Source organism: Yoonia tamlensis (assembly GCF_900115105.1).
Taxonomy (GTDB): domain Bacteria; phylum Pseudomonadota; class Alphaproteobacteria; order Rhodobacterales; family Rhodobacteraceae; genus Yoonia; species Yoonia tamlensis.
Genome location: NZ_FOYP01000001.1, coordinates 2,011,931 through 2,032,892 on the forward strand (window position 1 = coordinate 2,011,931; position 20,962 = coordinate 2,032,892).

22 protein-coding genes and 1 other RNA gene are annotated in these 20,962 nt (G+C 57.1%); 7 read left to right on the plus strand and 16 right to left on the minus strand.

The window, feature by feature from the left end:
* Positions 1 to 36 precede the first annotated feature (36 nt).
* Positions 37 to 975, minus strand: coding sequence for a hydroxymethylbilane synthase (gene hemC, locus BM320_RS10300; protein WP_090199640.1), 939 nt, complete (start codon positions 973 to 975; stop codon positions 37 to 39).
* Positions 976 to 1,056: 81 nt separating this feature from the next.
* On the opposite strand from hemC, the gene hemE reads away from it, so the two are divergent.
* Both hemE and BM320_RS10310 read left to right on the plus strand, forming a co-directional pair.
* Complete coding sequence (hemE, locus tag BM320_RS10305; protein WP_090199643.1) at positions 1,057 to 2,091, plus strand: uroporphyrinogen decarboxylase; 1,035 nt, start codon at positions 1,057 to 1,059, stop codon at positions 2,089 to 2,091.
* Positions 2,084 to 2,470, plus strand: coding sequence for a hypothetical protein (locus BM320_RS10310; protein ID WP_131802383.1), 387 nt, complete (start codon positions 2,084 to 2,086; stop codon positions 2,468 to 2,470). The genes hemE and BM320_RS10310 overlap by 8 nt, the downstream gene beginning before the upstream one ends.
* Here BM320_RS10310 and BM320_RS10315 read toward each other — a convergent pair.
* Together BM320_RS10315 and hemF are read right to left on the minus strand one after the other, a co-directional pair.
* On the minus strand, positions 2,457 to 3,086 hold the full coding sequence (locus BM320_RS10315; protein WP_207496870.1) for a LysE family translocator: 630 nt from the start codon (positions 3,084 to 3,086) through the stop codon (positions 2,457 to 2,459). The two genes, BM320_RS10310 and BM320_RS10315, sit on opposite strands and share 14 nt — an antisense overlap.
* A gap of 2 nt (positions 3,087 to 3,088) precedes the next feature.
* Entirely contained in the window at positions 3,089 to 3,967 is an 879-nt protein-coding gene (gene hemF / locus BM320_RS10320; protein WP_090199648.1) for an oxygen-dependent coproporphyrinogen oxidase, read from the minus strand.
* A gap of 101 nt (positions 3,968 to 4,068) precedes the next feature.
* Between hemF and BM320_RS10325 the strand changes: the two genes are divergently transcribed.
* Positions 4,069 to 4,455 carry a hypothetical protein gene (locus BM320_RS10325; RefSeq protein ID WP_090199650.1) on the plus strand — a complete coding sequence of 129 codons (387 nt, stop codon included), beginning with the start codon at positions 4,069 to 4,071 and terminating at the stop codon, positions 4,453 to 4,455.
* On the opposite strand, the gene BM320_RS10330 is transcribed toward BM320_RS10325, so the two are convergent.
* The 3 genes from BM320_RS10330 to clpS are packed head-to-tail and all read right to left on the minus strand — an operon-like array spanning position 4,456 to position 6,619.
* Entirely contained in the window at positions 4,456 to 5,259 is an 804-nt protein-coding gene (locus BM320_RS10330; protein ID WP_090199652.1) for an SDR family NAD(P)-dependent oxidoreductase, read from the minus strand.
* 19 nt (positions 5,260 to 5,278) lie between these two features.
* A complete protein-coding gene (locus tag BM320_RS10335) occupies positions 5,279 to 6,250 on the minus strand; it encodes a class I SAM-dependent methyltransferase (RefSeq protein ID WP_090199654.1) in 972 nt (323 codons plus the stop codon).
* A gap of 24 nt (positions 6,251 to 6,274) precedes the next feature.
* Positions 6,275 to 6,619 (minus strand): ATP-dependent Clp protease adapter ClpS, encoded by a 345-nt coding sequence (gene clpS, locus BM320_RS10340; RefSeq protein WP_090200558.1) that lies wholly within the window; start codon positions 6,617 to 6,619, stop codon positions 6,275 to 6,277.
* 261 nt (positions 6,620 to 6,880) lie between these two features.
* Here clpS and BM320_RS10345 point away from each other — a divergent pair, with 261 nt between their 5' ends.
* Positions 6,881 to 8,395 carry a D-alanyl-D-alanine carboxypeptidase family protein gene (locus BM320_RS10345; protein WP_375342067.1) on the plus strand — a complete coding sequence of 505 codons (1,515 nt, stop codon included), beginning with the start codon at positions 6,881 to 6,883 and terminating at the stop codon, positions 8,393 to 8,395.
* A gap of 63 nt (positions 8,396 to 8,458) precedes the next feature.
* Here BM320_RS10345 and BM320_RS10350 read toward each other — a convergent pair whose 3' ends face one another.
* The 7 genes from BM320_RS10350 to BM320_RS10380 form a co-directional block, all read right to left on the minus strand.
* Positions 8,459 to 9,457 (minus strand): YHYH protein, encoded by a 999-nt coding sequence (locus BM320_RS10350; RefSeq protein WP_090199656.1) that lies wholly within the window; start codon positions 9,455 to 9,457, stop codon positions 8,459 to 8,461.
* Positions 9,454 to 10,095: a PEBP family protein gene (locus BM320_RS10355; RefSeq protein WP_090199658.1), complete on the minus strand. Its 642-nt coding sequence runs from the start codon at positions 10,093 to 10,095 to the stop codon at positions 9,454 to 9,456. The genes BM320_RS10350 and BM320_RS10355 overlap by 4 nt, the downstream gene beginning before the upstream one ends.
* An 86-nt stretch (positions 10,096 to 10,181) precedes the next feature.
* On the minus strand, positions 10,182 to 11,777 hold the full coding sequence (locus BM320_RS10360; RefSeq protein ID WP_090199660.1) for an ABC transporter ATP-binding protein: 1,596 nt from the start codon (positions 11,775 to 11,777) through the stop codon (positions 10,182 to 10,184).
* Complete coding sequence (locus BM320_RS10365; RefSeq protein ID WP_090199662.1) at positions 11,774 to 12,943, minus strand: ABC transporter permease; 1,170 nt, start codon at positions 12,941 to 12,943, stop codon at positions 11,774 to 11,776. The genes BM320_RS10360 and BM320_RS10365 overlap by 4 nt, the downstream gene beginning before the upstream one ends.
* Positions 12,940 to 14,019 (minus strand): microcin C ABC transporter permease YejB, encoded by a 1,080-nt coding sequence (locus BM320_RS10370; protein ID WP_090199664.1) that lies wholly within the window; start codon positions 14,017 to 14,019, stop codon positions 12,940 to 12,942. Before BM320_RS10370 ends, BM320_RS10365 begins: the two co-directional genes overlap by 4 nt.
* A gap of 9 nt (positions 14,020 to 14,028) precedes the next feature.
* Complete coding sequence (locus tag BM320_RS10375; protein ID WP_090200562.1) at positions 14,029 to 15,945, minus strand: extracellular solute-binding protein; 1,917 nt, start codon at positions 15,943 to 15,945, stop codon at positions 14,029 to 14,031.
* Positions 15,946 to 16,105: 160 nt separating this feature from the next.
* A complete protein-coding gene (locus BM320_RS10380; RefSeq protein WP_090200564.1) occupies positions 16,106 to 16,621 on the minus strand; it encodes a c-type cytochrome in 516 nt (171 codons plus the stop codon).
* Positions 16,622 to 16,742: 121 nt separating this feature from the next.
* Between BM320_RS10380 and BM320_RS10385 the strand changes: the two genes are divergently transcribed.
* Positions 16,743 to 17,579, plus strand: a complete 837-nt coding sequence (locus BM320_RS10385; RefSeq protein WP_090199666.1) for a prephenate dehydratase — start codon at positions 16,743 to 16,745, stop codon at positions 17,577 to 17,579.
* Positions 17,580 to 17,582: 3 nt separating this feature from the next.
* Here BM320_RS10385 and BM320_RS10390 read toward each other — a convergent pair whose 3' ends face one another.
* Complete coding sequence (locus BM320_RS10390; protein ID WP_090199668.1) at positions 17,583 to 18,047, minus strand: SRPBCC family protein; 465 nt, start codon at positions 18,045 to 18,047, stop codon at positions 17,583 to 17,585.
* A gap of 36 nt (positions 18,048 to 18,083) precedes the next feature.
* Entirely contained in the window at positions 18,084 to 19,028 is a 945-nt protein-coding gene (gene nudC / locus BM320_RS10395; RefSeq protein WP_090199670.1) for an NAD(+) diphosphatase, read from the minus strand.
* A gap of 97 nt (positions 19,029 to 19,125) precedes the next feature.
* Here nudC and ffs point away from each other — a divergent pair.
* An RNA gene (gene ffs, locus BM320_RS10400) (signal recognition particle sRNA small type) lies at positions 19,126 to 19,224 on the plus strand.
* Between the two features lie 218 nt (positions 19,225 to 19,442).
* Entirely contained in the window at positions 19,443 to 20,474 is a 1,032-nt protein-coding gene (gene rsgA / locus BM320_RS10405) for a ribosome small subunit-dependent GTPase A (protein ID WP_242650997.1), read from the plus strand.
* Here rsgA and BM320_RS10410 read toward each other — a convergent pair.
* On the minus strand, positions 20,471 to 20,944 hold the full coding sequence (locus tag BM320_RS10410) for a protein-tyrosine phosphatase family protein (RefSeq protein WP_090199672.1): 474 nt from the start codon (positions 20,942 to 20,944) through the stop codon (positions 20,471 to 20,473). The two genes, rsgA and BM320_RS10410, sit on opposite strands and share 4 nt — an antisense overlap.
* Positions 20,945 to 20,962 lie beyond the last annotated feature (18 nt).

A 20,962-nucleotide genomic window follows, 5' to 3' on the forward strand; every position in this document is an offset into this window, starting at 1 on the left:
CTAAGGCCAAGGAATTTTCAAAATTCCTTGGCGCGCTCAGCGAAAAAAGTCAGGTCCAGCCCGGCTAAGCAACCGCAGCGCCATTGCATTGCCCATGTCAGGACCGCTGGCAATCGGGCCTGTGGCCGCATCCGTCAGCACCCGCGCGCCGTCCTCGCTCAGGATTTCACCGCGCAGGTGTAGCTGATCGCCCTCAATTTCCGCCAATGCCCCAATCGGCGTCTCGCACGACCCGTCAAGCCGCCCCAAAAACGCGCGCTCTGCCGCGACCCGCGCACCGGTTGGCGCATCGTGAATTGCCGCAAGCATTTTTGCCGCCCGCGCATCATCACCGCGCCGTTCAATCCCGATCGCGCCTTGGGCAATGGCTGGCAGCATGTCATCAGGTGAAATCGGCGTATAAGGCACATCATCCATGCCCAGCCGCCGCAGGCCCGCTGTTGCCAGAAACGTAGCATCAGCCACACCGTCCGCCAGCTTTTTCAACCGCGTCTGCACATTGCCGCGAAATTCAACGACCTTCAAATTGGGGAACCGCGCGGCCAGTTGCGCGCGTCTGCGTGTCGACGAGGTGCCGACAACCGCGCCATCGGGCAAATCAGCAAGGCTCTTGTATTTTAGCGACACGAACGCGTCGCGCACATCTTCGCGCGGCAAAAACACATCCATCACCAGCCCCGCCGGATGCGCCACAGGCATGTCTTTGGTCGAATGCACTGCAATGTCGATGCTGCCGTCAATAAGCGCTTCTTCGATTTCGCGGGTGAATAACCCTTTGCCGTCGATCTCGCGCAGGGGTTTGTCCTGAATTTGGTCGCCGGTGACTTTGATCACGCAAATCGCAAAGGCCTCTTGCGGCAGGTCCCATGCCGCCATCAGCCGGTCACGGGTTTCATGCGCCTGCGCCAATGCGAGCGGCGAACCACGGGTTCCGATTTTAAAACTCTGGGCGGGTGTGGGCATTTCAACTGTCATGCAGCGTTGTTAGCGACCGCGAACTTGCTTGACAATAAGCCATGCAATTGGGACCACCGTCGCAAGCAAAAGGACGAACAAATGACGCAGCAAAAAACCATCCTACGGGCCCTTGCGGGTGAAACATTGCCAACCCCGCCAATCTGGATGATGCGTCAGGCGGGGCGTTATCTGCCCGAATACAAGGCGACACGCGCGCAGGCGGGCGACTTTTTGTCGCTGTGCTACAATCCGGAATTGGCGGCCGAGGTCACATTGCAACCCATCCGCCGCTACGGGTTTGATGCAGCGATCCTGTTTGCCGACATCCTGCTTTTGCCGCAGGCTTTGGGCGCGGATCTTTGGTTTGTCACCGGCGAAGGCCCGCGCCTGTCCACAATCACCACGGCGGATGAGCTGGCGCAGCTCAAACCGCTCGATGCCATCCACGACACGCTGAACCCTGTCTACGAAACGGTGAAAATCCTGTCACAAGAATTGCCCAAGGAAACGACGCTGATCGGCTTTGCAGGCGCACCCTGGACTGTCGCGACCTATATGATCGCTGGCAAAGGCACCCCCGACCAAGGCCCTGCACATGCGCTTTTGCGCGAAAACCGCCCCGTTTTTGAAGGCATCATTGACCGGATCACCGATGGCACAATCGCCTATCTGTCCAAGCAGATCGAAGCCGGTGCCGAAGTGGTCAAACTATTCGACAGCTGGGCCGGATCGCTGGCGGATCAGGATTTCATCGACTTTTCGGTTAATCCCATGCAGCGCATTATCGCAGCACTCAAGGCCGCACACCCCGGCATTCCCGTTATCGCCTTTCCGCGCGGCGCAGGTACGCGCAACGTCGGCATGCATGCCGCGACAGGTGCCGATTGTATCGCGCTTGACGACGGGGTTGATGCGGCATGGGCTGCGGAACACGTGCAAATCCACGGCTGCGTGCAGGGCAATCTGAAATCATCGCATATGGTCACCGGCGGGGCCGATCTGGTGGCCGAGACGCGGCGCATTTGCGCGGCCTTTTCCAAGGGTCCGCATATCTTTAACCTTGGCCACGGGATCACGCCGGACGCCAGCCCTGACAATGTGCAACTGATGATCGACACTGTGCGCGGTGGCTAGGCTACACATCCCTTTGACGCTGCGGCTGGCGTTTCACGCGTTGCGCGCGGCATGGATCGGGCTGATCTTGTTTATTGCCAGCTGGGTCTGGCTTGTCCCCGCGACCCCGATGGAACGCGAGGCGCTTTCGGCGCCGTTCAGCAATGCAAGGCCCGCAGGGCTAAGCGCGATGCGTATCGCCCGCGCGATGGTGCATTTTGCGCCCGAACGCGCGGCACAATTACTTAGCGATTCCAGTAACGGTGAAATATCACCACGCTTGGCAGGCATGATCTTGCGTCAGGTCGCAGCGGGCAACGCAGGTCCACCCGCACCCGAAAACGGCCCCGCCGCGATTGGCGATGATATTGACGGGCCGCGATTTATCAGCGTGGATTAAACGTCGTCGCCCAGCCAAACCACAGCGCGACCGCCACGAGCGCCAAGGCCAAGGCCCGCCGGATAAAGCGGCTATAGCGTTCATTCTCAAGCAAGACCTGCGCGGTTCCGGCAAGGCTGACAATCCCTGCATGGATGACCGTCGCAACCACCACAAAAACAGCCGAGAGCGCAAGCGTTTGCGACATCACCGGTGCATCGGCGCGCACAAAGCTGGGCAGGATCGCGACATAGAACACTGCTGCTTTTGGGTTCAGTAAATTGGTAATTAGTCCACGTCGAAAATACGTGCGCGCGGCGACACCGCTTGCGACCTTTTGCACGGGCTCGGACGCATCACGCCAGCCATCCCATGCCAGCCACAGCATATAGGCGACACCGCCAAACCGCAGCGCCTGAAACAACAGCGGCGAAGCATTGATCGCAGCGGCCAATCCCAGCGCCGCTGCAATGCCCACAACCGCCAACCCAACGGCAACACCGGCAACGGCCGCGTAGCCCAACCTGCGCCCTTGGCTTGCCGCCACAACGGCGAGGTAAACCATGTTTGGCCCCGGCGTGAGTTCGATCAGCATTGCCGTTCCCGCAAACGCGAGCAGGATTGCGGGATCAATCATTGCTAGACCCATTTGGCCATTGGCGGCAGGCTCATCAATACGGCATTGGCGTCATGTCCGGTTGCCAGCCCGAATTTGGTGCCACGGTCGTAAACAAGATTATATTCCGCATATAGCCCGCGATGCACCAGTTGCGCATCCTTATCCGCATCTGACCATGCCGTTTCACGGCGTTTATCAACCAGCGGCACATAGGCGGGCAAGAAAGCGCGGCCAATGTCTTGGGTCAGGGCAAAATCGGCATCCCAGTCGCCCGTGCAATGATCATCCATAAAGATGCCGCCAACCCCGCGCGCGCGATTGCGGTGCGGGATATAGAAATATTCATCTGCCCAGTCCTTCAGGCGCGGATAAAGATCAGCCCCGTGCGGATCAAGATGCGCCTTTTGCACTGCGTGAAAATGCGCCGTGTCATCCGCGTATTCAATACAAGGGTTCAAATCCGATCCGCCGCCAAACCACCATGCATGCGGGGTCCAGAACATGCGGGTGTTCATATGCACGGCTGGCGCATGCGGGTTTTGCATATGGGCGACCAGCGAAATACCCGAGGCCCAGAACCGCGGATCGCTGTCCATACCGGGCACGCCGCGCGCGGCCATTGATTTTTGCGCCGCGTCCCCAAGCTGGCCATACACCGTGGACACGTTCACGCCGACTTTTTCAAATACCCGCCCGCCGCGCATGACCGACATCAACCCGCCGCCCGCATCGGCCCCGTCGTCAGCGGCGCGTTTGGTCTGTGTCACTTCAAAACGGCCAGCAGGCGCATCTGTTTCGTGCCGGTCTTCGAGCCCTTCAAACGCCGCGACAATCTCGTCGCGCAATTGGCGAAACCAAGCTGATGCCGTTTGTTTTCGGGTCTCAAATTCCTGTGACATATCCGCTCTCTTATGCTGTGCTATTGCATAACACTCTATCTTAGCTTCTTTGGGATATAGCAATCACGAACCCCGAATTTGACACTATCCCGGAGAGCCTTATGCACCGCGCGCTTATTATTCTGCCCCTTATTGCCCTGACAGCCTGTGCGACACCGCGCGAACAATGTATCGGCGATGCCAACCGGCAGGTGCGCGTGCTATCCGATCTGGTCACTGAAACGCGGGGCAATCTGTCGCGCGGCTATGCGCTGGCGGAAACCACGGATGTGCGCACGCTGACACGAACCTGTGAAGCAACCAACGCCGAAGAAGTGGTGTTCACCTATCCTTGCAATGAAACCGAAACATTCACCACCACACGTCCCGTGGCGATTGATCTGGACGCCGAACAGGTCAAGCTGAACCAGCTTGAACGCCGCCTTGCGCAAGCGCAATCAAATGCCAACGCGATGATCGCGCAATGTATCGCGATGCATGCGGAGTAATCAGTGACATGACACCGCGGCCGGATCCAACAGGGTGCGGCCGCCATCAACGGTGATAATCTGACCGGTAACAAAGCTTGACGCGTCGGATGCCAGATATTCAACCGCATCGGATACTTCGCTCGGGCTAGCGATCCGGTGTAGCGGCGTGTTGTCGACGATTGCCTCGCGGGTTTCATCATGGCCCTTGAGCGAACCCATGAGGCTTGCGCTCATGACGCTGCCAAATGCGACCGCGTTCACGCGGATCCCGCTGGGGGCAAATGCAACCGCCAGCGAACGGGTCAGTTGGTCAAGAGCCGCAGAACTGACGGAATAGGCAAGCAGTTCGGGATGGGTGCGCCGCGCCGCGATCGAACTGATATTCACGATTGACCCGACCGGTCCGGCCGGATTGCCTTCGGCCTGCTGGATCATCTTGCGCGCCACAGCCTGACTGACGCGCAACGCGGTCATCGTGTTTTGCTGCAAAAGCTCTTCGACGCTGGTGTCATCGGGATCAAGCGGATCGGTTTTCATCACCTGACGCGATGCGTTTACAAGGATATCGACCCGTTCAAACGCGTCAATGGTCGCTGACAAAAGGTTCTTGATTGTCAGTTTCTTGCGCAAATCACCCGCAAAAAGATGCACATTCTCTTCTTTTTCGGCGGCCTCGCCCATTTCATGGTTAAGGGCTTTTTCATCCATATCGGCAAAGACGACGTTTGCGCCCGCTTGGACAAAATGCCGCCCGATCGCAAGCCCGACCCCGTTAGCCGCACCTGTGACGATTACTGTTTTTCCAGCAATTGAATGTGACATTGTGTTTCTCCTGTGCGCGCTAGCGTTGCGGCCGGTTGGCGTGAAAGACCTTGAACGCACCATTACTGGCAATCATGTCCACATTACGGAAACATTCGGACAAGCAGGATTCGTAGGGCAGATGCCGGTTGGCGACCATCCACAGCTTGCCATGCGGGGCAAGCAGGCGGGCGGCGGACTGGATAAATGCACGGCCCAAGGACGGATCAGCGACGCGGCCAGTGTGAAACGGCGGGTTCATGACAATGCCGTCATATCCGGGCTTGGCAGTAAATTGCGTGGCATCGGCCCAATGGAATGTCACGCGCGGATCGGTCACGTTTTGCCTTGCGCAGGCCAATGACAGGGCCTCTGCCTCGATCAGGTCAAGCGATTGCACGCCTGCGCGATCCAGCACTGGCGCCGCCAGATAACCCCAGCCTGCCCCCAGATCAGCCATGCGCGCCGGCAATTTGGCAGGCAACGCCCCCACAAGCAAAGCAGATCCCGCATCAATTGCCCCGTCTGAAAACACACCCGCCGTTGTGACAAACCCGTGCGGGCCTTTGGCGGGGGGCGGGGCTGTCCAATCGGCGAACTTATCCGTTGAGGCAAACCAGAAGATCCGCCCATGCCCTTTGGTGATCGTCGGCAAAGTACCCAACCGCTTGCGACAATCCTTAAAGATACTGTCGACACCGTCCGTCTTTTGGCCGTCAACCACAACAATATCGGCATAGGCACAGGCGGCGGCAACCATCGCGCGGGCCAATGCCTTGGAACGCGGCACAACCACAATCGCAACGGCAGTTTTGCTCAGGTCTTGGGTAACGGTATAGCCCGCGTTTTCCCAAGCGGCATGATCGGGATAGAACCCATGGACGATTTGCACATGATCGCGCGGCAGTGCCGATACATCATAAGTGGCAGACGGGCGCATGATTGTGATGCCACCAGTGGGCAACGACAAGAGACCGTCTTGGAGAGCGGTGGTGAGGCGTGACTGTGACATTTTTGTACGAATAACGCGGGCGCGCTATTCTTTCTCCATCGTGCATTGCAGCGGGTGCTGATGACGCTGCGCAAAATCCATGACCTGCGCAACTTTGGTTTCCGCGATCTCATGGCTAAAGACGCCAACAACTGCAATGCCCTTCTTGTGAACGGTCAGCATAATTTCAAACGATTGCGCGTGCGACAGGCCAAAAAACCGCTCAAGAACCTGCACTACAAATTCCATCGGCGTGAAATCATCGTTCAGGATCATGACCTTATACATCGGTGGACGTTTTGTCTTTGGCTTGGTCTCAAGGGCCACGCCAAAATCGCTATCGTCGCCGTCGTCCGGTTTATCCGCCATCATGTAAAAATCAGCCAGCATTGCATCGCCCTGTTTGGTCAGCCCCATATATAAGCCACCCAACGCGCGTGGAAACCCCCCAGTGAAAATCTCAATATGGCGCATCTAGCGCTGTGGCGCGGACAAGCTACTAAATGTGCCAATTGGTGCTTTATGATCACATCGAAAGTCTTTGAATTTAGGGTATTTTCCGAATTCACAAGCTGTGTTAGCGTCATGGCATAATAATAAGGTCACCGAAAAAATTCGGGGCCAGAGGCAGTAAAAAAAGAGGCAAGCGACGTGGCAAGTCGTCCGGGACAGTTGGCCCTAAATGGGCTGTATCTATTCGCATTCCTAATTGTAACGTTGTTTGCGCCCATCAGCGCAATCGCAGCACCTTATGCCGCGATGGTGATGGATGCGCGCACAGGCGAGGTTTTGCATTCGCGAAATGCCGATACACGGCTGCATCCGGCATCGCTGACCAAAATGATGACGATGTATATCGCATTTCAGGCATTGGAACGTGGTGAAATTACGCTGGATACCGAAGTCACGATCAGCCGCAACGCAGCCAATGAACCGCCATCCAAACTTGGCGTGCAGGCGGGGCAAACGATCCGTCTGCGGTATCTGCTACGCGCGGCAGCGGTGAAATCCGCAAACGATGCCGCAACCGCCATCGGCGAAGCCATTGCCGGATCAGAAGAAGCCTTTGCCATACGCATGAACCGCACCGCCCAAGCCATGGGTATGCGCAACACGACCTTTGTAAACGCCCACGGGCTGACCGAGGCGGGACATTTGTCGACGGCGCGTGACATGACCGTTTTAGGTCGACACATCATCTATGATTTCCCGCAATACTATAATCTGTTTTCACGCCGCACCGCTGATGCGGGGATCGCGACCGTGCGCCATACCAATCGCCGCTGGCTTGACAGCTACGAGGGCGGTGACGGGATCAAAACCGGCTATACAAACGCAGCGGGGTTTAACCTTGTGGCCTCTGCGCAGCGCGGGCAGGAACGTATTATCGTGACGGTATTTGGCGGCACATCGACCGCTGCACGCAACGCACGTGTGACGGAACTGATGGATATGGGCTTTAACCGCGCGCCTTCAAGCGCCACAATCCGGCAGCCGAACCCGCCTGCGGCAATGCTTTCGGCTGCACCGGCGGCCCAACAGCAGGCGGCTCTGCGTGTTTCAGGGTTGGTTGACACCAGCTTGCGCCCAGTTGCGCGCCCCGCCCCCGACACACCTGACCCAGCGCCAGAAGCCGAAATCCTTGTCGCAGCGGCAGATAACGCGATCATAGATGATGTTTTGAATGATGTCATCAACGCGGCCCTGCTCGAGGCGATGGAAGCGCCGGATCCGACACCCGCTGTCGCACCGCCGCCCACCGAAACGCTAGTTGCCGCCGATGAACCAAGCCTGACGCCGGAACTACGCCCTGCAAGCCTGACCACCACTGAGGTCGCCGCGGCAACGCCCGCGCCAGAAGCGGCACCCGCCATTATCACAGCCCCGGCAGAGCCCGAAGTCGTCACACGGATTTCCACCTCGGGCGGGCGTCACTGGGGTATCAATGTCGGGCGTTTCAACAGCCGTTACGACGCGGAACGTGTCCTGCTGCGTGTGGCGCTGAATGAAATGAGCACCCTCGACGGGGCCCTGCGCCGCGTTGTGCAACGTTCTGGCGGGTTTGACGCGAATTTCATGGGGCTTAGCCGCGAAGGCGCCGATCTGGCCTGCCGCCGCTTACAAGCACGCGGCACGACATGTTTCATGATCGGATCTGAAGGTTAACAAAATGCGTTCCACATGCAGTCGCATATGAAACGCCCTAGTGGACCTGCATGATCCTGCCAGCTAGCGGCAGTATTCTCCGGATTGCAGCGCGCCAGCGTTCGTGACTGTTTTGGTCTCGAAATCATAGCAGCCTTGTGTCGCTGCGGGCGCATAGCGAATATAGTAATCTTCGCCTGCATAACGATAATCCATGCGACGTTGACCGTTTTCATCTTCTGAATAAACCAACCCCTCGACGCCACCCTGTGGCGGACGACCAGGTGTTGCGCCGCCGCCTGCTGCCGCGACAAGTGGTGCAACCCTTGGCAACGCATCAAAATCGGCGACAACACCCATCAGGCATTGCACGATATAAGGCGCGTCTTGCGATGTATGATAACGATACCCGAATTGCACATCCGGCTGGCCGTTGCAGACATCAAGCACGCCGTCCGCGATCACCGATCCGTCAGGGTTCGTATCGCCATAAATCGGAAAACCATCAAAGGCCCAGCCGATCACCGCATTCGGACCCGCGTTGTCCATCTGCGCGATCATGCAAACCGGTGCTGCATGGTAATGGTAATCGTCGCCCCGCCCCGCATGCCCGCCGCAAATATCAAGCTGGCCGGTTTGAACCGTATCATGTTGGGCCTGATGGTGCGCCAGATCGGTCTGGGACATCTCTCCACCGCCGGTGTAATCATAGATCGGCACGCCATTGACCGCGACCCCAAGAGCCGCATCACGGGTCAGCGGCGTATCCCCCAGTTCAGGAACAAGAATGACCGGAGCCGCGTAATCAGCGGGCACTGGCACCTGTTCATTGGTTCCTGTGATACCTGTCATCAGATCATGATCGGGATAGGTATCGGACCGGATCGTCGCATGGGTGTCAGAACATGTCACTGTGACGCTATCTGCAAATCCCGCATCAACAACAGAACCCGCAATTGCGGCACAATGATCATCATGGGCTTGCGCCGCAGTGGCGCCGCCAATGCCGACACAGGCCGATATTAATAGCAGCCCCGCTCCGGTTTTCAGCGTTTTCGTATCACGGTGGAGCGCGATGTTCATTCCACCGTCAACCGGCAAAGAACCGTATTGCTTTGTTCAAGATCGGGACCCCAGATCAGTTCCGCCGTGTCATCCCAGCTAATCTCGTCATATCCCATCTTGGGATCGACAGCATTTTCGCTATACACATCGGCTTGCGGCCAGTCACTTGCATCAAATCCGGCGGTGTCCCAATCGGCGGGTGCGTCTGATGCTTCAAATCCGCAAGCGCCCTGCCCCGCGACAGGATTGGCTTCGCTTTCACAAGATTTATCTAGCGGGGCTGTGTGAATCACCAGACATTGCCAAGCCGCATCGCTCACCGCGACGGGTGTGCCTGCGGCATCCATAATCTGCACAATCACGCCGCCATCGCCCATCTGTTGGCGACCGGTCCCGATATATTCAAGACCCGTGTCGTTTTCTTTGAAATCTTTCGCGACCAGCCCGATCGTGAACGGTCGCTCTGCTTCAAAGGTAAAGCTCTCGGCGTTGAAAGAACGCTCTGTGGTGATTGGCACGCTATCTTCGGCGACCTGTACGCCATTGATCCGCATTTCGAACCAGTTATCGGCCCAGACATCCGCACTGAATGTTTCCGCGAAAACCGCCCCCGCAGAAAGTGGGATAAAAGCGAGAGAATAGATGATCGTGCGCATTGTGATGACCTTTGCTGAATTGCTTTCTTATTCAACGGTGCAACTGTGATTTTCCGTCGCACAAAATGCAGATTGTCCACACACGCTTAAACGACGTTGCCCTCAAAGGCGGCGGCCATCAGCGCGCGGGTATAGTCGGTTTGCGGCGCCTCAAAGATCGCCTGCGCTTCGCCTGCCTCGACCACATCGCCTTGCTTCATCACCATGACCTTGTGGGACAGGGCGCGCACGACCTTTAGGTCGTGACTGATAAACAGATAGGCCAGCCCGTATTTTTGCTGCAAGTCACGCAAAAGCTGCACGATCTGCACCTGTACGGTCATATCGAGCGCGCTTGTCGGTTCATCCAGAATAAGCAGTTTCGGGCGCAAAATCATCGCGCGCGCAATGGCAATCCGCTGGCGCTGCCCGCCGGAAAATTCATGCGGGTAGCGGTCCATCGTAGCAGGATCAAGCCCGACCTCTTGCATGATCTCTTGCACCATATCGCGGCGGTTGCGGCCTGGATCAACACCATGAACGCCCAAGCCTTCGGCAATGATTTCCGCCACGGTCATGCGTGGGCTAAGCGATCCGTAGGGGTCTTGGAACACGATCTGCATATCGCTGCGCAGCGGGCGCATTTGTTTTTGGCTATAGCCGTCAATATCCGTGCCCTGAAACGCGATCCGCCCTTCCGACCGGATCAGCCGCATCACGGCCAGCGCCAGCGTGGTTTTGCCAGATCCGCTTTCGCCGACAACGCCAAGCGTTTCACCCGCGCGAATTTGCAAGGTCGCGGCGTTCACCGCCTTGATATGGCCCACCGTGCGCCGCAAAAGCCCTGCATGGATCGGGAACCAAATGCGCGCATTATCCGTTTCCAGAACCACGGGTGCATCCGCGGGTACCGGCACGGGCCGCCCCGCCGATTCCGCCGCCAAAAGCGTTTGCGTATAGGGGTGCTGCGGGTTGGTAAAAATCTCGGCAGTGGGGCCGGTTTCAACGATTTCGCCGTCCTTCATTACACACACACGGTCCGCGATCTTGCGCACGATGGTCAGGTCATGGGTGATAAACAGCATCGACATGCCCGCGCCGCGTTTGAGATCGGCCAGCAGTTCCAGAATTTGCGCCTGAATAGTCACATCAAGCGCGGTTGTGGGTTCATCCGCGATCAGCAAATCGGGGCCGTTGGCCAGCGCCATCGCGATCATCACCCGTTGCCGTTGCCCGCCGGACAATTGGTGCGGATAGGCGGTCAGGCGGCTTTCGGCATCCCTGATCCCCACGCGGTCCAGAAGGTCCAAAATCCGTTCGCGTACCGCCGGACCACGGATACCCTGATGCAGTTCAATGCTTTCGCCCAACTGTTTTTCAAGCGTGTGCAGCGGGTTGAGCGATGTCATCGGTTCTTGAAAGATAAAACTAATGTCATTGCCGCGCACGCGGCGCAGCGCGCGTTCCTCCGCGCCGACCATTTCTTCGCCCGCGTATTTGATCGAACCCGCCATCACGGCGCTTTCGTCCAACAGTTGCACGGTCGAAAGCGCGGTTACCGATTTACCGGACCCGGATTCGCCAACAATCGCAACGGTTTCGCCCTTATCGACATGAAATGACACGCCGCGCACCGCATGGGTCACGCCGCCGTCTTGGCGGAAGGCAACGCGCAGGTCGCGCACATCTAAAACCCTGCTCATTGCGCGGCCTCGCTTTTGTCAGCAAAGGGCAGATCGGCGGTGTCGACCTTGCCATCCGCGACAAAGGTCTTACGCGGATCAAACGCATCGCGCACGCCTTCAAAGATGAAAACCAAAAGCGACAGCATGACTGCAAACGTGAAAAACGCGGTAAAGCCAAGCCAAGGCGCTTGCAGGTTTTGTTTCGCCTGCAGGGTCATTTCACCCAGCGACGGCGCAGAGGACGGCAGGCCAAAGCCCAAGAAATCAAGCGAAGCCAATGTCGCAATTGCCCCCGTGACCAGAAACGGCAGCATTGTCACGGTCGCGACCATCGCGTTGGGCAGCATATGGCGGAACATGATCGTGCGGTCGCGCACGCCAAGCGCCTTGGCCGCGCGCACGTATTCAAGATTGCGCGCGCGCAGGAATTCCGCCCGCACAACACCGACCAATGACGGCCAGCCGAACAGCACGGTCAGAAAAACAAGCAGCCAGAAACTGCGCCCCAAGATCGCAAAAACAATGATGATCACATAAAGCGACGGGGTGCCTGTCCAGATTTCGATAAACCGTTGAAAAATCAGGTCGGTCCAGCCGCCAAAATAGCCCTGCACAGCCCCCGCCATGATGCCCAGAATGGATGACGCGACCGTCACCATCAGCGCAAAAGCAATCGACAGGCGGAACCCGTAGATCACCCGCGCGACCACATCGCGTTTGGTATCATCGGTGCCCAGCCAATTATCGGCACTTGGCGGTGCGGGGGCCACGCCCTGCACATCGACGATGGTCTTGTAAGAATAGGGGATCGGCGGCCAAATCATCCAACCTTTGTAGAATTCGCCATCAATTGTGTCGCCTTGGGCAACGGCATCAATCAGTTCCTCTGGCGTGTCAAAGCAGTCTTCAATCCCGCCCGTGACAATCAGGCATTCAACTTCGGCGTCCTTATAGGCGGCCTCGGTCGGGAAATCGCCGCCGAAATCGCGTTCCGAATAGAAGTTGAAAATCGGCATATGCAATTCGCCGCGATAGCTGACCACAATGGGTTTATCATTGGCGATAAATTCAGCCAGTAGCGACAGGCCAAACAGGACACTGAATATAATCAATGACCATACCGCGCGCCGGTTGCGTTTGAAATTACGCCAGCGGCGTTGGTTCAGGGGGGAAAGCAGCTTCATCCGCGGGCCTCGAAATCAATGCGCGGATCAACAAACACATAAGTCAAATCGGTGATAATCCCCACGACAAGCCCAATCAGCGAGAACGCAAAAAGCGTGCCAAAAACCACTGGATAGTCGCGCGCAACGGCAGCTTCAAACCCCAAACGCCCCAAACCATCCAGCGAAAACAGCGTTTCAATAATCAGCGAGCCGCCAAAAAACACACCGATAAACAGCGCCGGAAAGCCCGAGATCACAATCAGCATCGCGTTGCGGAAAACATGGCCATAAAGCACCCTGCTTTCCGATAGGCCCTTGGCCTTGGCGGTGATCACATATTGTTTTTTGATTTCGTCCAAGAAGCTGTTTTTGGTCAGCAAGGTTAGCGTTGCAAAGGCCGAAATCGTCGAGGCAAAGACCGGCAATGCAATGTGCCAGAAATAATCCAAGACTTTGCCGATCAAGCTTAGCTGGTCAAAATCGGTCGATGTCAGCCCCCGCAGCGGAAACACCCGCCAATATGACCCGCCCGCAAACAACACGATCAGCAGGATCGCAAAAAGAAAGCCGGGGATCGCGTAGCCGATGATGATCGCGCCCGATGTCCACGTATCAAATCGCGACCCGTCGCGGACCGCCTTTTTGATCCCCAGCGGGATCGACACGAAATAGGCAATCAACGTCGACCAGAGCCCCAGCGTGATCGACACGGGCATCTTTTCCATCACCAGATCAAACACGGATATGGACCTGAAATAGCTTTCGCCAAAATCAAAGCGCATGTAGTTCCAGATCATATTCAGGAACCGTTCGAGCGGTGGTTTGTCAAAGCCGAATTCGCGTTCCAATTCGGCGATGAATTCAGGCGGCAAACCACGCCCGCCAATATATTCGCTTTCGGATTCGCCACCAAAATCGGCGTCATTGCCGCCGCCTGCAATGCTTTCAAAGACATCGCCATTGCCTTCCATCTTGGCCAGAATCTGTTCGATCGGGCCACCGGGGACAAATTGGATCAAGGCAAAGTTGACGATCATGATCCCAAGCAACGTGGGGATGATCAGCAAAAGCCTGCGTAGGATATAGGCGCCCATGTCGATGCGTTACTGGAACGCGCCGGCAGCCGCGAGCGCCTCGGCTTTATCTTGGTTAATCCACCAGTAATCCAGATAGCCAAGCCCGAATTCCGGCAGATTTTCAGGGTGCTCGTACATGTCATAGGCCGCGACCCAGTTCTTGCCCAGATACCAGACAGGCACGATGTAATATTCATAGCGCATGATGCGATCAATCGCGCGCACAGCCGCTGCCATTTCATCGTAATCTTCCGCAGCGGTTACAAATTCCGCCAATTCATCAAAGGCTTGCGAGCAGTATCCAGCGGGGTTGAACACGTCATCCTTGTCTTCGCAGCCAAATTTTTGCGTGATCCCGCGCCCTTCGACAAGCCCGTTCACATAGTAGCTGAACATCATGTCAAAATCATTTTCTTGGGTGCGCGCCTGATATTGCGAGGGGTCAACCCGGTTATAGGTGATATTCACGCCAAGCCGCTGCAGGTTTTCGACGTAAGGGTTGATGATCCGGTCAAAGCTTTGCCGTGTTTCCAGAAATTCGACATCAAGTGTATTGCCATTTGCATCACGCAGCAGCCCGTCATCCCCGCTGGTATAGCCCGCGGCCTCCATCAGTATCAGGGCCTGCCGCAGGTTGTTGCGGTCAAGCGCGCGTTCACCGCTGACATGGGGCAGCAATGCCTCTTGGGTGAAAATCTCGGCTGGCAGATGTTCCCGCACGGTTTCCAGCATTTCCAATTCGCGCCCTTCGGGCAGCCCCGCAGCCTTAAGCCTGTCGTTTTCCCAGAAACTTTCGCGCTGTTGGAACAGCCCGTATTGCAGGTTTTCATTGGTCCATGTGAAATTATACATCAGCCCCAGCGCGCGGCGCACGTTGCGATCCTGAAACTTTTCGCGGCGCAGGTTAAACACAAATCCGGTCGCTGCGGGCAATGTCCCGTCGTCCAGCGTGGTGCGGGTTACCCAGCCTTGTTCGAGCGCCGGAAAATCATAGGCCGTCGCCCAGTTGAGCGAGCTGTTTTCACGGCGAAATGTAAATTCACCGGCTTTAAACGCCTCGAACGCGGCGGAGGTATCGGCGAAATATTCGATGCGGATCGAATCGTAATTGCCACGTCCGACATTGATCGGCACATCCTCGCCCCAATAGTCGGGGTTGCGCACGTAAATCAGCTGGCGACCCGGATCAATGGTGCCCACCATATATTCACCCGTCCCTGGGCCTGTTTCCATGCGGGCTTCGTCCAGACGGGCGCCGGTTTCTTCGAACCAAGCCTTTGACATCACAATCTGGCCACCCATTTGTGACACCCGACCCTTTTCCGGCGCATCCGCCGCAAAGGTGAATTTCACGGTGTAATCGTCGATCGCTTCATAGGATTCTACCAATGCGACAATGCCGGCACGGTAGGACGGGGTAGCCTGTTCACGCAGCAATTCGTGCGTATAAATGACATCATGCGCGGTCATCGGCGTGCCGTCTGAAAATGTCACATCATCGCGCAGATGGAATATGACCCAAGACTGGTCTTGCGGATATTCGACCGTTTTGCACAGCAGGCAATATTCCGATCCGACCTCGTCATCGGTGCCGGTCATGATCCGTTCATACATGATAGACGCCATCGCCCCGGGTGAACCGGAGAGCGTGGCAAAGGGGTTCATATTGTCGAAAGTACCGTCGGCGGAAATGCTCACTTCGCCGCCAATGGGGGCATCGGGGTTCACATAGTCAAGATGTGCAAAATCGGCAGGGTATTTCAGCGTGCCATATTCATTATAGCCGTGGCTTTGGATGATCGTGTCGCCGCTTTGCGCATGCAGGGCCTGAGCCGTGAACAATGTCGCAACCCCAACAAGCCCGGCCAGAAATACCTGCGTCAGCCGGCTGGAATCAACTTCTTGTTTCAAGGCGGTAGCGCGGGTCTGGGTGCGGTTTTGCATCATTGTCTCCGATCACGGTTTGTTACCCGCAAGGCTACGTGACAGACCGGTAAACATTCAAGTTGAGAATGCGTGATCAGCCCGTGTTCACCGTATTTTCATAACAAAAAGGCCGCCCTAGATCAGAGCGGCCCCTTGGCAATACAATTATGCGTTCGGATCAGTCGTCAAGACTGTCCAGATAGGCAATCAGATTTGCGCGATCTTCGATCTTGCGCACACCGCTAAAGTTCATCGCAGTGCCCGGCGCAAAGCCGCTTGGGCTTTCGAGGAAATGGTTCAGCGTTTCTGCATCCCAAGTTTCGGCCACAGCGACCAATGATCCCGAATAACCAAACCCGTCAACAGACCCGACCGCACGACCGACAACACCGTAAAGCGATGGACCAGCGCCGTTTACGCCCGGTTCAACGGAATGGCAGGCTTTACAGGGGCGGAATTCGCCTTCGCCGTCAGCGGCGCTTGCGGTTGCCATAACTTCGGCGAAATCGACTTCTTCGACAACTTCTTGTGCTTGATCGCCGCCTTCCACTTCAATCACATAGGCCTGTGCGTGATCGCCGTGGCCACCGCCACCGGAATAAATCAAATCAGCAGCCCAGCCACCCAGCAAGAATACAAGAAACGTCCCGCAAAGGCCGCCTACTACTTTCGTCAAAGTCATTGTGTCGAACATGTCGCGTTCCATTCAGTTCACAGATTTATGGCTATGTATCCGCTTCCCATGGCAGGTTGCAAGGTATACTGCCGCGACCAATCGCCCATTTTTCCGCAGATGCAGTCCGGAGGCCACGTTTATGACCCAAAAAATCGCATTTCAGGGAGAGCTTGGCGCCTACGGGCATCAAGCCTGCGCAGATTCCCGCCCCGATTTCGAACCGCTGCCCTGCCCCACATTTGATGCCGCAATCGAGGCAGTGCGCAGCGGCGCGGCTGATCTGGGCATGATTGCGGTCGAAAATTCGACCTATGGCCGCGTTGCCGACGTGCATTCGCTTCTGCCCAAAAGCGGCCTGCACATCGTTGATGAAACTTTTGTCCGCGTGCACGTTAACCTGCTTGGCAAAAAAGAGGCCGTACTTTCCGATATCAAACAGGCGCATGGCCATCCGGTTATCTTGCCGCAATGCGCTGATTTCTTGCGTGAACATGGCATCACCGGACACACAAGCACCGACAATGCCCGTGCCGCACGCGAAGTTGCCGAAGGCAACGACGTAACAGTTGCGGCGCTTGCGTCCGAACTGGCCGCCGAGATCTATGACCTAAAGGTCGTAGCCCGCCACATCGAGGACCATGACCGCAACACAACGCGGTTCCTGATCATGGCGCGCGACCCTGATTACCGCAAACGCGGTGAATTCGGTATGGTCACCAGCTTTGTTTTCCGCGTGCGCAACATCCCTGCGGCGCTTTACAAGGCGATGGGCGGGTTTGCGACCAATGGCGTCAACATGACCAAGCTCGAAAGCTATATGGTGAACGGGACATTCAACGCGACCCAGTTCTATGCGGAAATTGAAGGCCATCCAGACGACAGCAACGTGCAGCGCGCGCTCGAAGAACTCGACTATTTTACCGACAAACTGCATGTGATGGGTGTCTATCCGGCCGCAGCGCGGCGGCACGAATAATTGCTACTGCGCTTTGCGGTAAGAGTCTTCGATCTCTTCGCAAAATTCAAGCACACGCGCGCGAAAGCGTTTGGTAAGCTTGGCCTTGGCCAGTTTCATTGATTGCAAAATCAGCCGTGAAGTCATTGTTTTTGCACGGACATCAAACCCGACGATAATTCTTGTGCGCGACGGCGACAAAGCGACAAGCTCGACCTCGGTTGTGGAATCCATGCCATCGGTTGATCCGGTGACCTGATAGGAATTGGGCTGATCAAAATTTGTCAAAACCGCATCAAGCGTCCGTGCGCGCCCGCGAAATTTGAACGCAATATGCCACTGCGCCCCGATATTCACCGGCCCGTCATCCACACGCGTGATCTGCGCCCCATGTTGCAAAGCGCGCCGTTCAAAGGCCACGAAATCGCTGACACGCGCAAACGTATCTGCGATCGGAACTTCGATATCCTCGCGTGTGCTGAACTTCATTCGTCGGGCCCTTTTGCGTAGCTTAACTCAATAAGATTAATCAAACCGATCTGCCAACCAGTTTTTAAGCAAAAAATGTGCGATAGCGCCTTTGCGGGCGGGCAGTATCTTTGGGTGCTGGTTTGCGAAAATCTGCGCGACTTCCTCGCGCGTCACCCAAACCGCATCTTCGATCTCGGCCGGATCGATCGTGATCTTTGTACTGGTTGCAGCCCCCGCACAGCCAAACATCAATGACGCAGGAAACGGCCATGGCTGGCTGGCCAGATAGCGCACATCGCCCACGGTGATCCCTGCCTCCTCGAAGACTTCGCGGCGCACGGCGGCCTCGATGGTCTCGCCTGGCTCGACAAAGCCAGCAAGCAGTGAATACATGCCTTCGGGCCATCCCGGAGACCGGCCAAGCAGCACCGCGTTCCCATGCGTGATCAGCATAATCACAACCGGATCGGTGCGTGGAAAATGATGACCGCCGCAATCGGGGCAATCGCGTTGCCATCCACCCATCGCCATCCGGCTTTCATGACCGCAAAGCGCGCAAAACCGGTGCGAACCGTGCCAGCCAAAAACCGCGCGCGCCGTGGCGGCAATTTCTGCATCACGCGGGGAAAGCTGCGTCATAATCGCGCGGAGTTCAACAAATTGCGCCCCCGCAACAGCCGGATGTTCCTGCAACGAAGCGTCTAAAAAGCTGTTCAGCGATTCGACGGCGTCACCCTGTGGCGTCCACGCCGACAAATCCGCTGCAAAAACGGGACCGTCTTCGCAGCCCAAAAAGATCATATCGGCGCTTGCATCATCCAAAACGGCATGCCCCGGCGCAACCCTGACCAAAGCCCCGTCCTGCACCATCGGTTTGCCCCGCCACAACAGCACGATCTGCGCATCGGCCTGCTGCGCTATTACCGCCGCCTGTCCGCGCAAATGCGCCGCGCGATCAAGCCCGGAGCCGCCGAATGTCACTGTCTCTGCAATTTTCATCCCCCCGAAATGGCACGCGCATCCAGAAAGTTCAAACCATTCTATCAGACAGGCACCCCCCGCTTGCACTGCGCGCGCGCCCGCCTTATATAGACCCCGAGAGGTTGGCGCGGGCGAGTGCCTCGCCAACCTGGTCAGGACCGGAAGGTAGCAGCCACAACGAGCCCCACTTGGGTCGATGTCCAACCTCTCACCTAAGTGGTTTTACGCCAGTAAAACCACGTCACGCGACAGAGCAAAATCATGAAATGATTTGGCGGAGTCGCAGCGCTTTGAGCCAAAAGGAGGACAATCATGTTTGTGTTATCCCCTCTCCCGGTTTGGGTGCGCTGAAGATATTCCGTTCCCTCGTCCGGTTCCCGCTGATAGCCTGTGCTTATCAGCCAACGCATTTCCTTTGACGAGGACATTCCATTGACAGAATTTTCCCGCGACGCCCTTGGCTGGTCGCCCTTCTTTATGTCGCAGCTTGATATCGCCGATCTCGAGACGCTTACCCCTGCCCGTATCGCAACCGTCCACCGCGACCGTGTTGTCGGCTTTTCCGAGATTGGCAATCTTGAACTGACGCTTGATCCTGAAATTACTACCGCCGCTGTGGCAGTCGGCGATTGGGTGCTGGCTGCAACTGAACAGCACCGCGTGATCCGCGTGCTTGACCGCAAAACGGAACTGTCGCGCAGTACCGAATTCCATACCGGCGACAAACAACTGATCGCAGCCAATTTGGACACATTGTTCATCACCAGCTCGTGCAACAATGATTTCAATGTGGCGCGGCTGGAACGCTATCTTGCATTGGCGCATGACGCGATGGTCACGCCTGTGATTCTGCTGACCAAGGCAGACCAATGCGAAGACCCCGACAGCTATGTCGATCAGGCGCGCGCGCTTGGGCGCGGGCTTGAGGTGATCGCGCTTGATGCTAAATCAGGTGATGTCGCCGCTGTGCTGGCGCCGTGGTGCGGCAAGGGCCAGACAGTCGCGCTGAGTGGATCGTCGGGCGTGGGCAAAACCACGGTCGCTAATGCGCTGACGGGCGGCAATGCCATCACCCAAGACATCCGCGAAGACGACGCGCGCGGGCGGCACACCACGACGGGGCGTTCCTTGCATGCGATGCCGTCGGGCGGCTGGCTGATTGACACGCCGGGGATGCGCGGGCTTGGCATGGCCGAAGCCGCCTTTGGCATTGATGCGACCTTCCCCGAAATCTCGGAATTGGTCACCCGCTGCAAATTCCGCGATTGCGACCACGACAGCGAACCGGGGTGCGCCGTGCAGGCGGCCATCGCGGCGGGCGATATCGACCCCGAACGCCTGCGCAGGTTCAAAAAGCTGAAACGCGAAAACACCCATGCGACCGAAACGATCGCGCAATCGCGTGAACGGGCAAAGAAGTTTTCCAAGAACGTCAAACGCGCGATGAAGAAAAAAGGGCGCTAACCCTGCTGCGCCCAAGCAAGCTGCGCCTTGGTTTCTACGGCGCAGGGCCTGACGCCGCGCAAGCGCGCAAGTGCGGCGTCAGGGGCTTCGCCTGCGGCAATCATCGCCCGTAAAACCAGCATCCCTGACCGCCCGCAGCCGCCCCGACAATGAATCAACACGCCGTGGCCCTGATCAAACTGGGCGGTCATACGCGCATGCAGGCGCGGCCAGTCCATATGCGCAGGCACCTCGAAATCCGGCACCGGCAGATGCAGCCAGTCAATGCCCCGCCGCACAAGATCATCGCCAAGATGCGCTGCACCGCAGGCCTGCAATTCGGCCTGCACGGTCAAGCTGATCACCAATGCCGGCGCCCAATGCAGCAGGTCACGCAAATCCGCCGGATAATCCCCGCTGCTGCCCGGTGAAGGGCATAGCGCAATGCGCCCTGTGACGATGGGCAGTTCAAAAATCTCAAATACAGACAATTTGATGATCCATGGTTT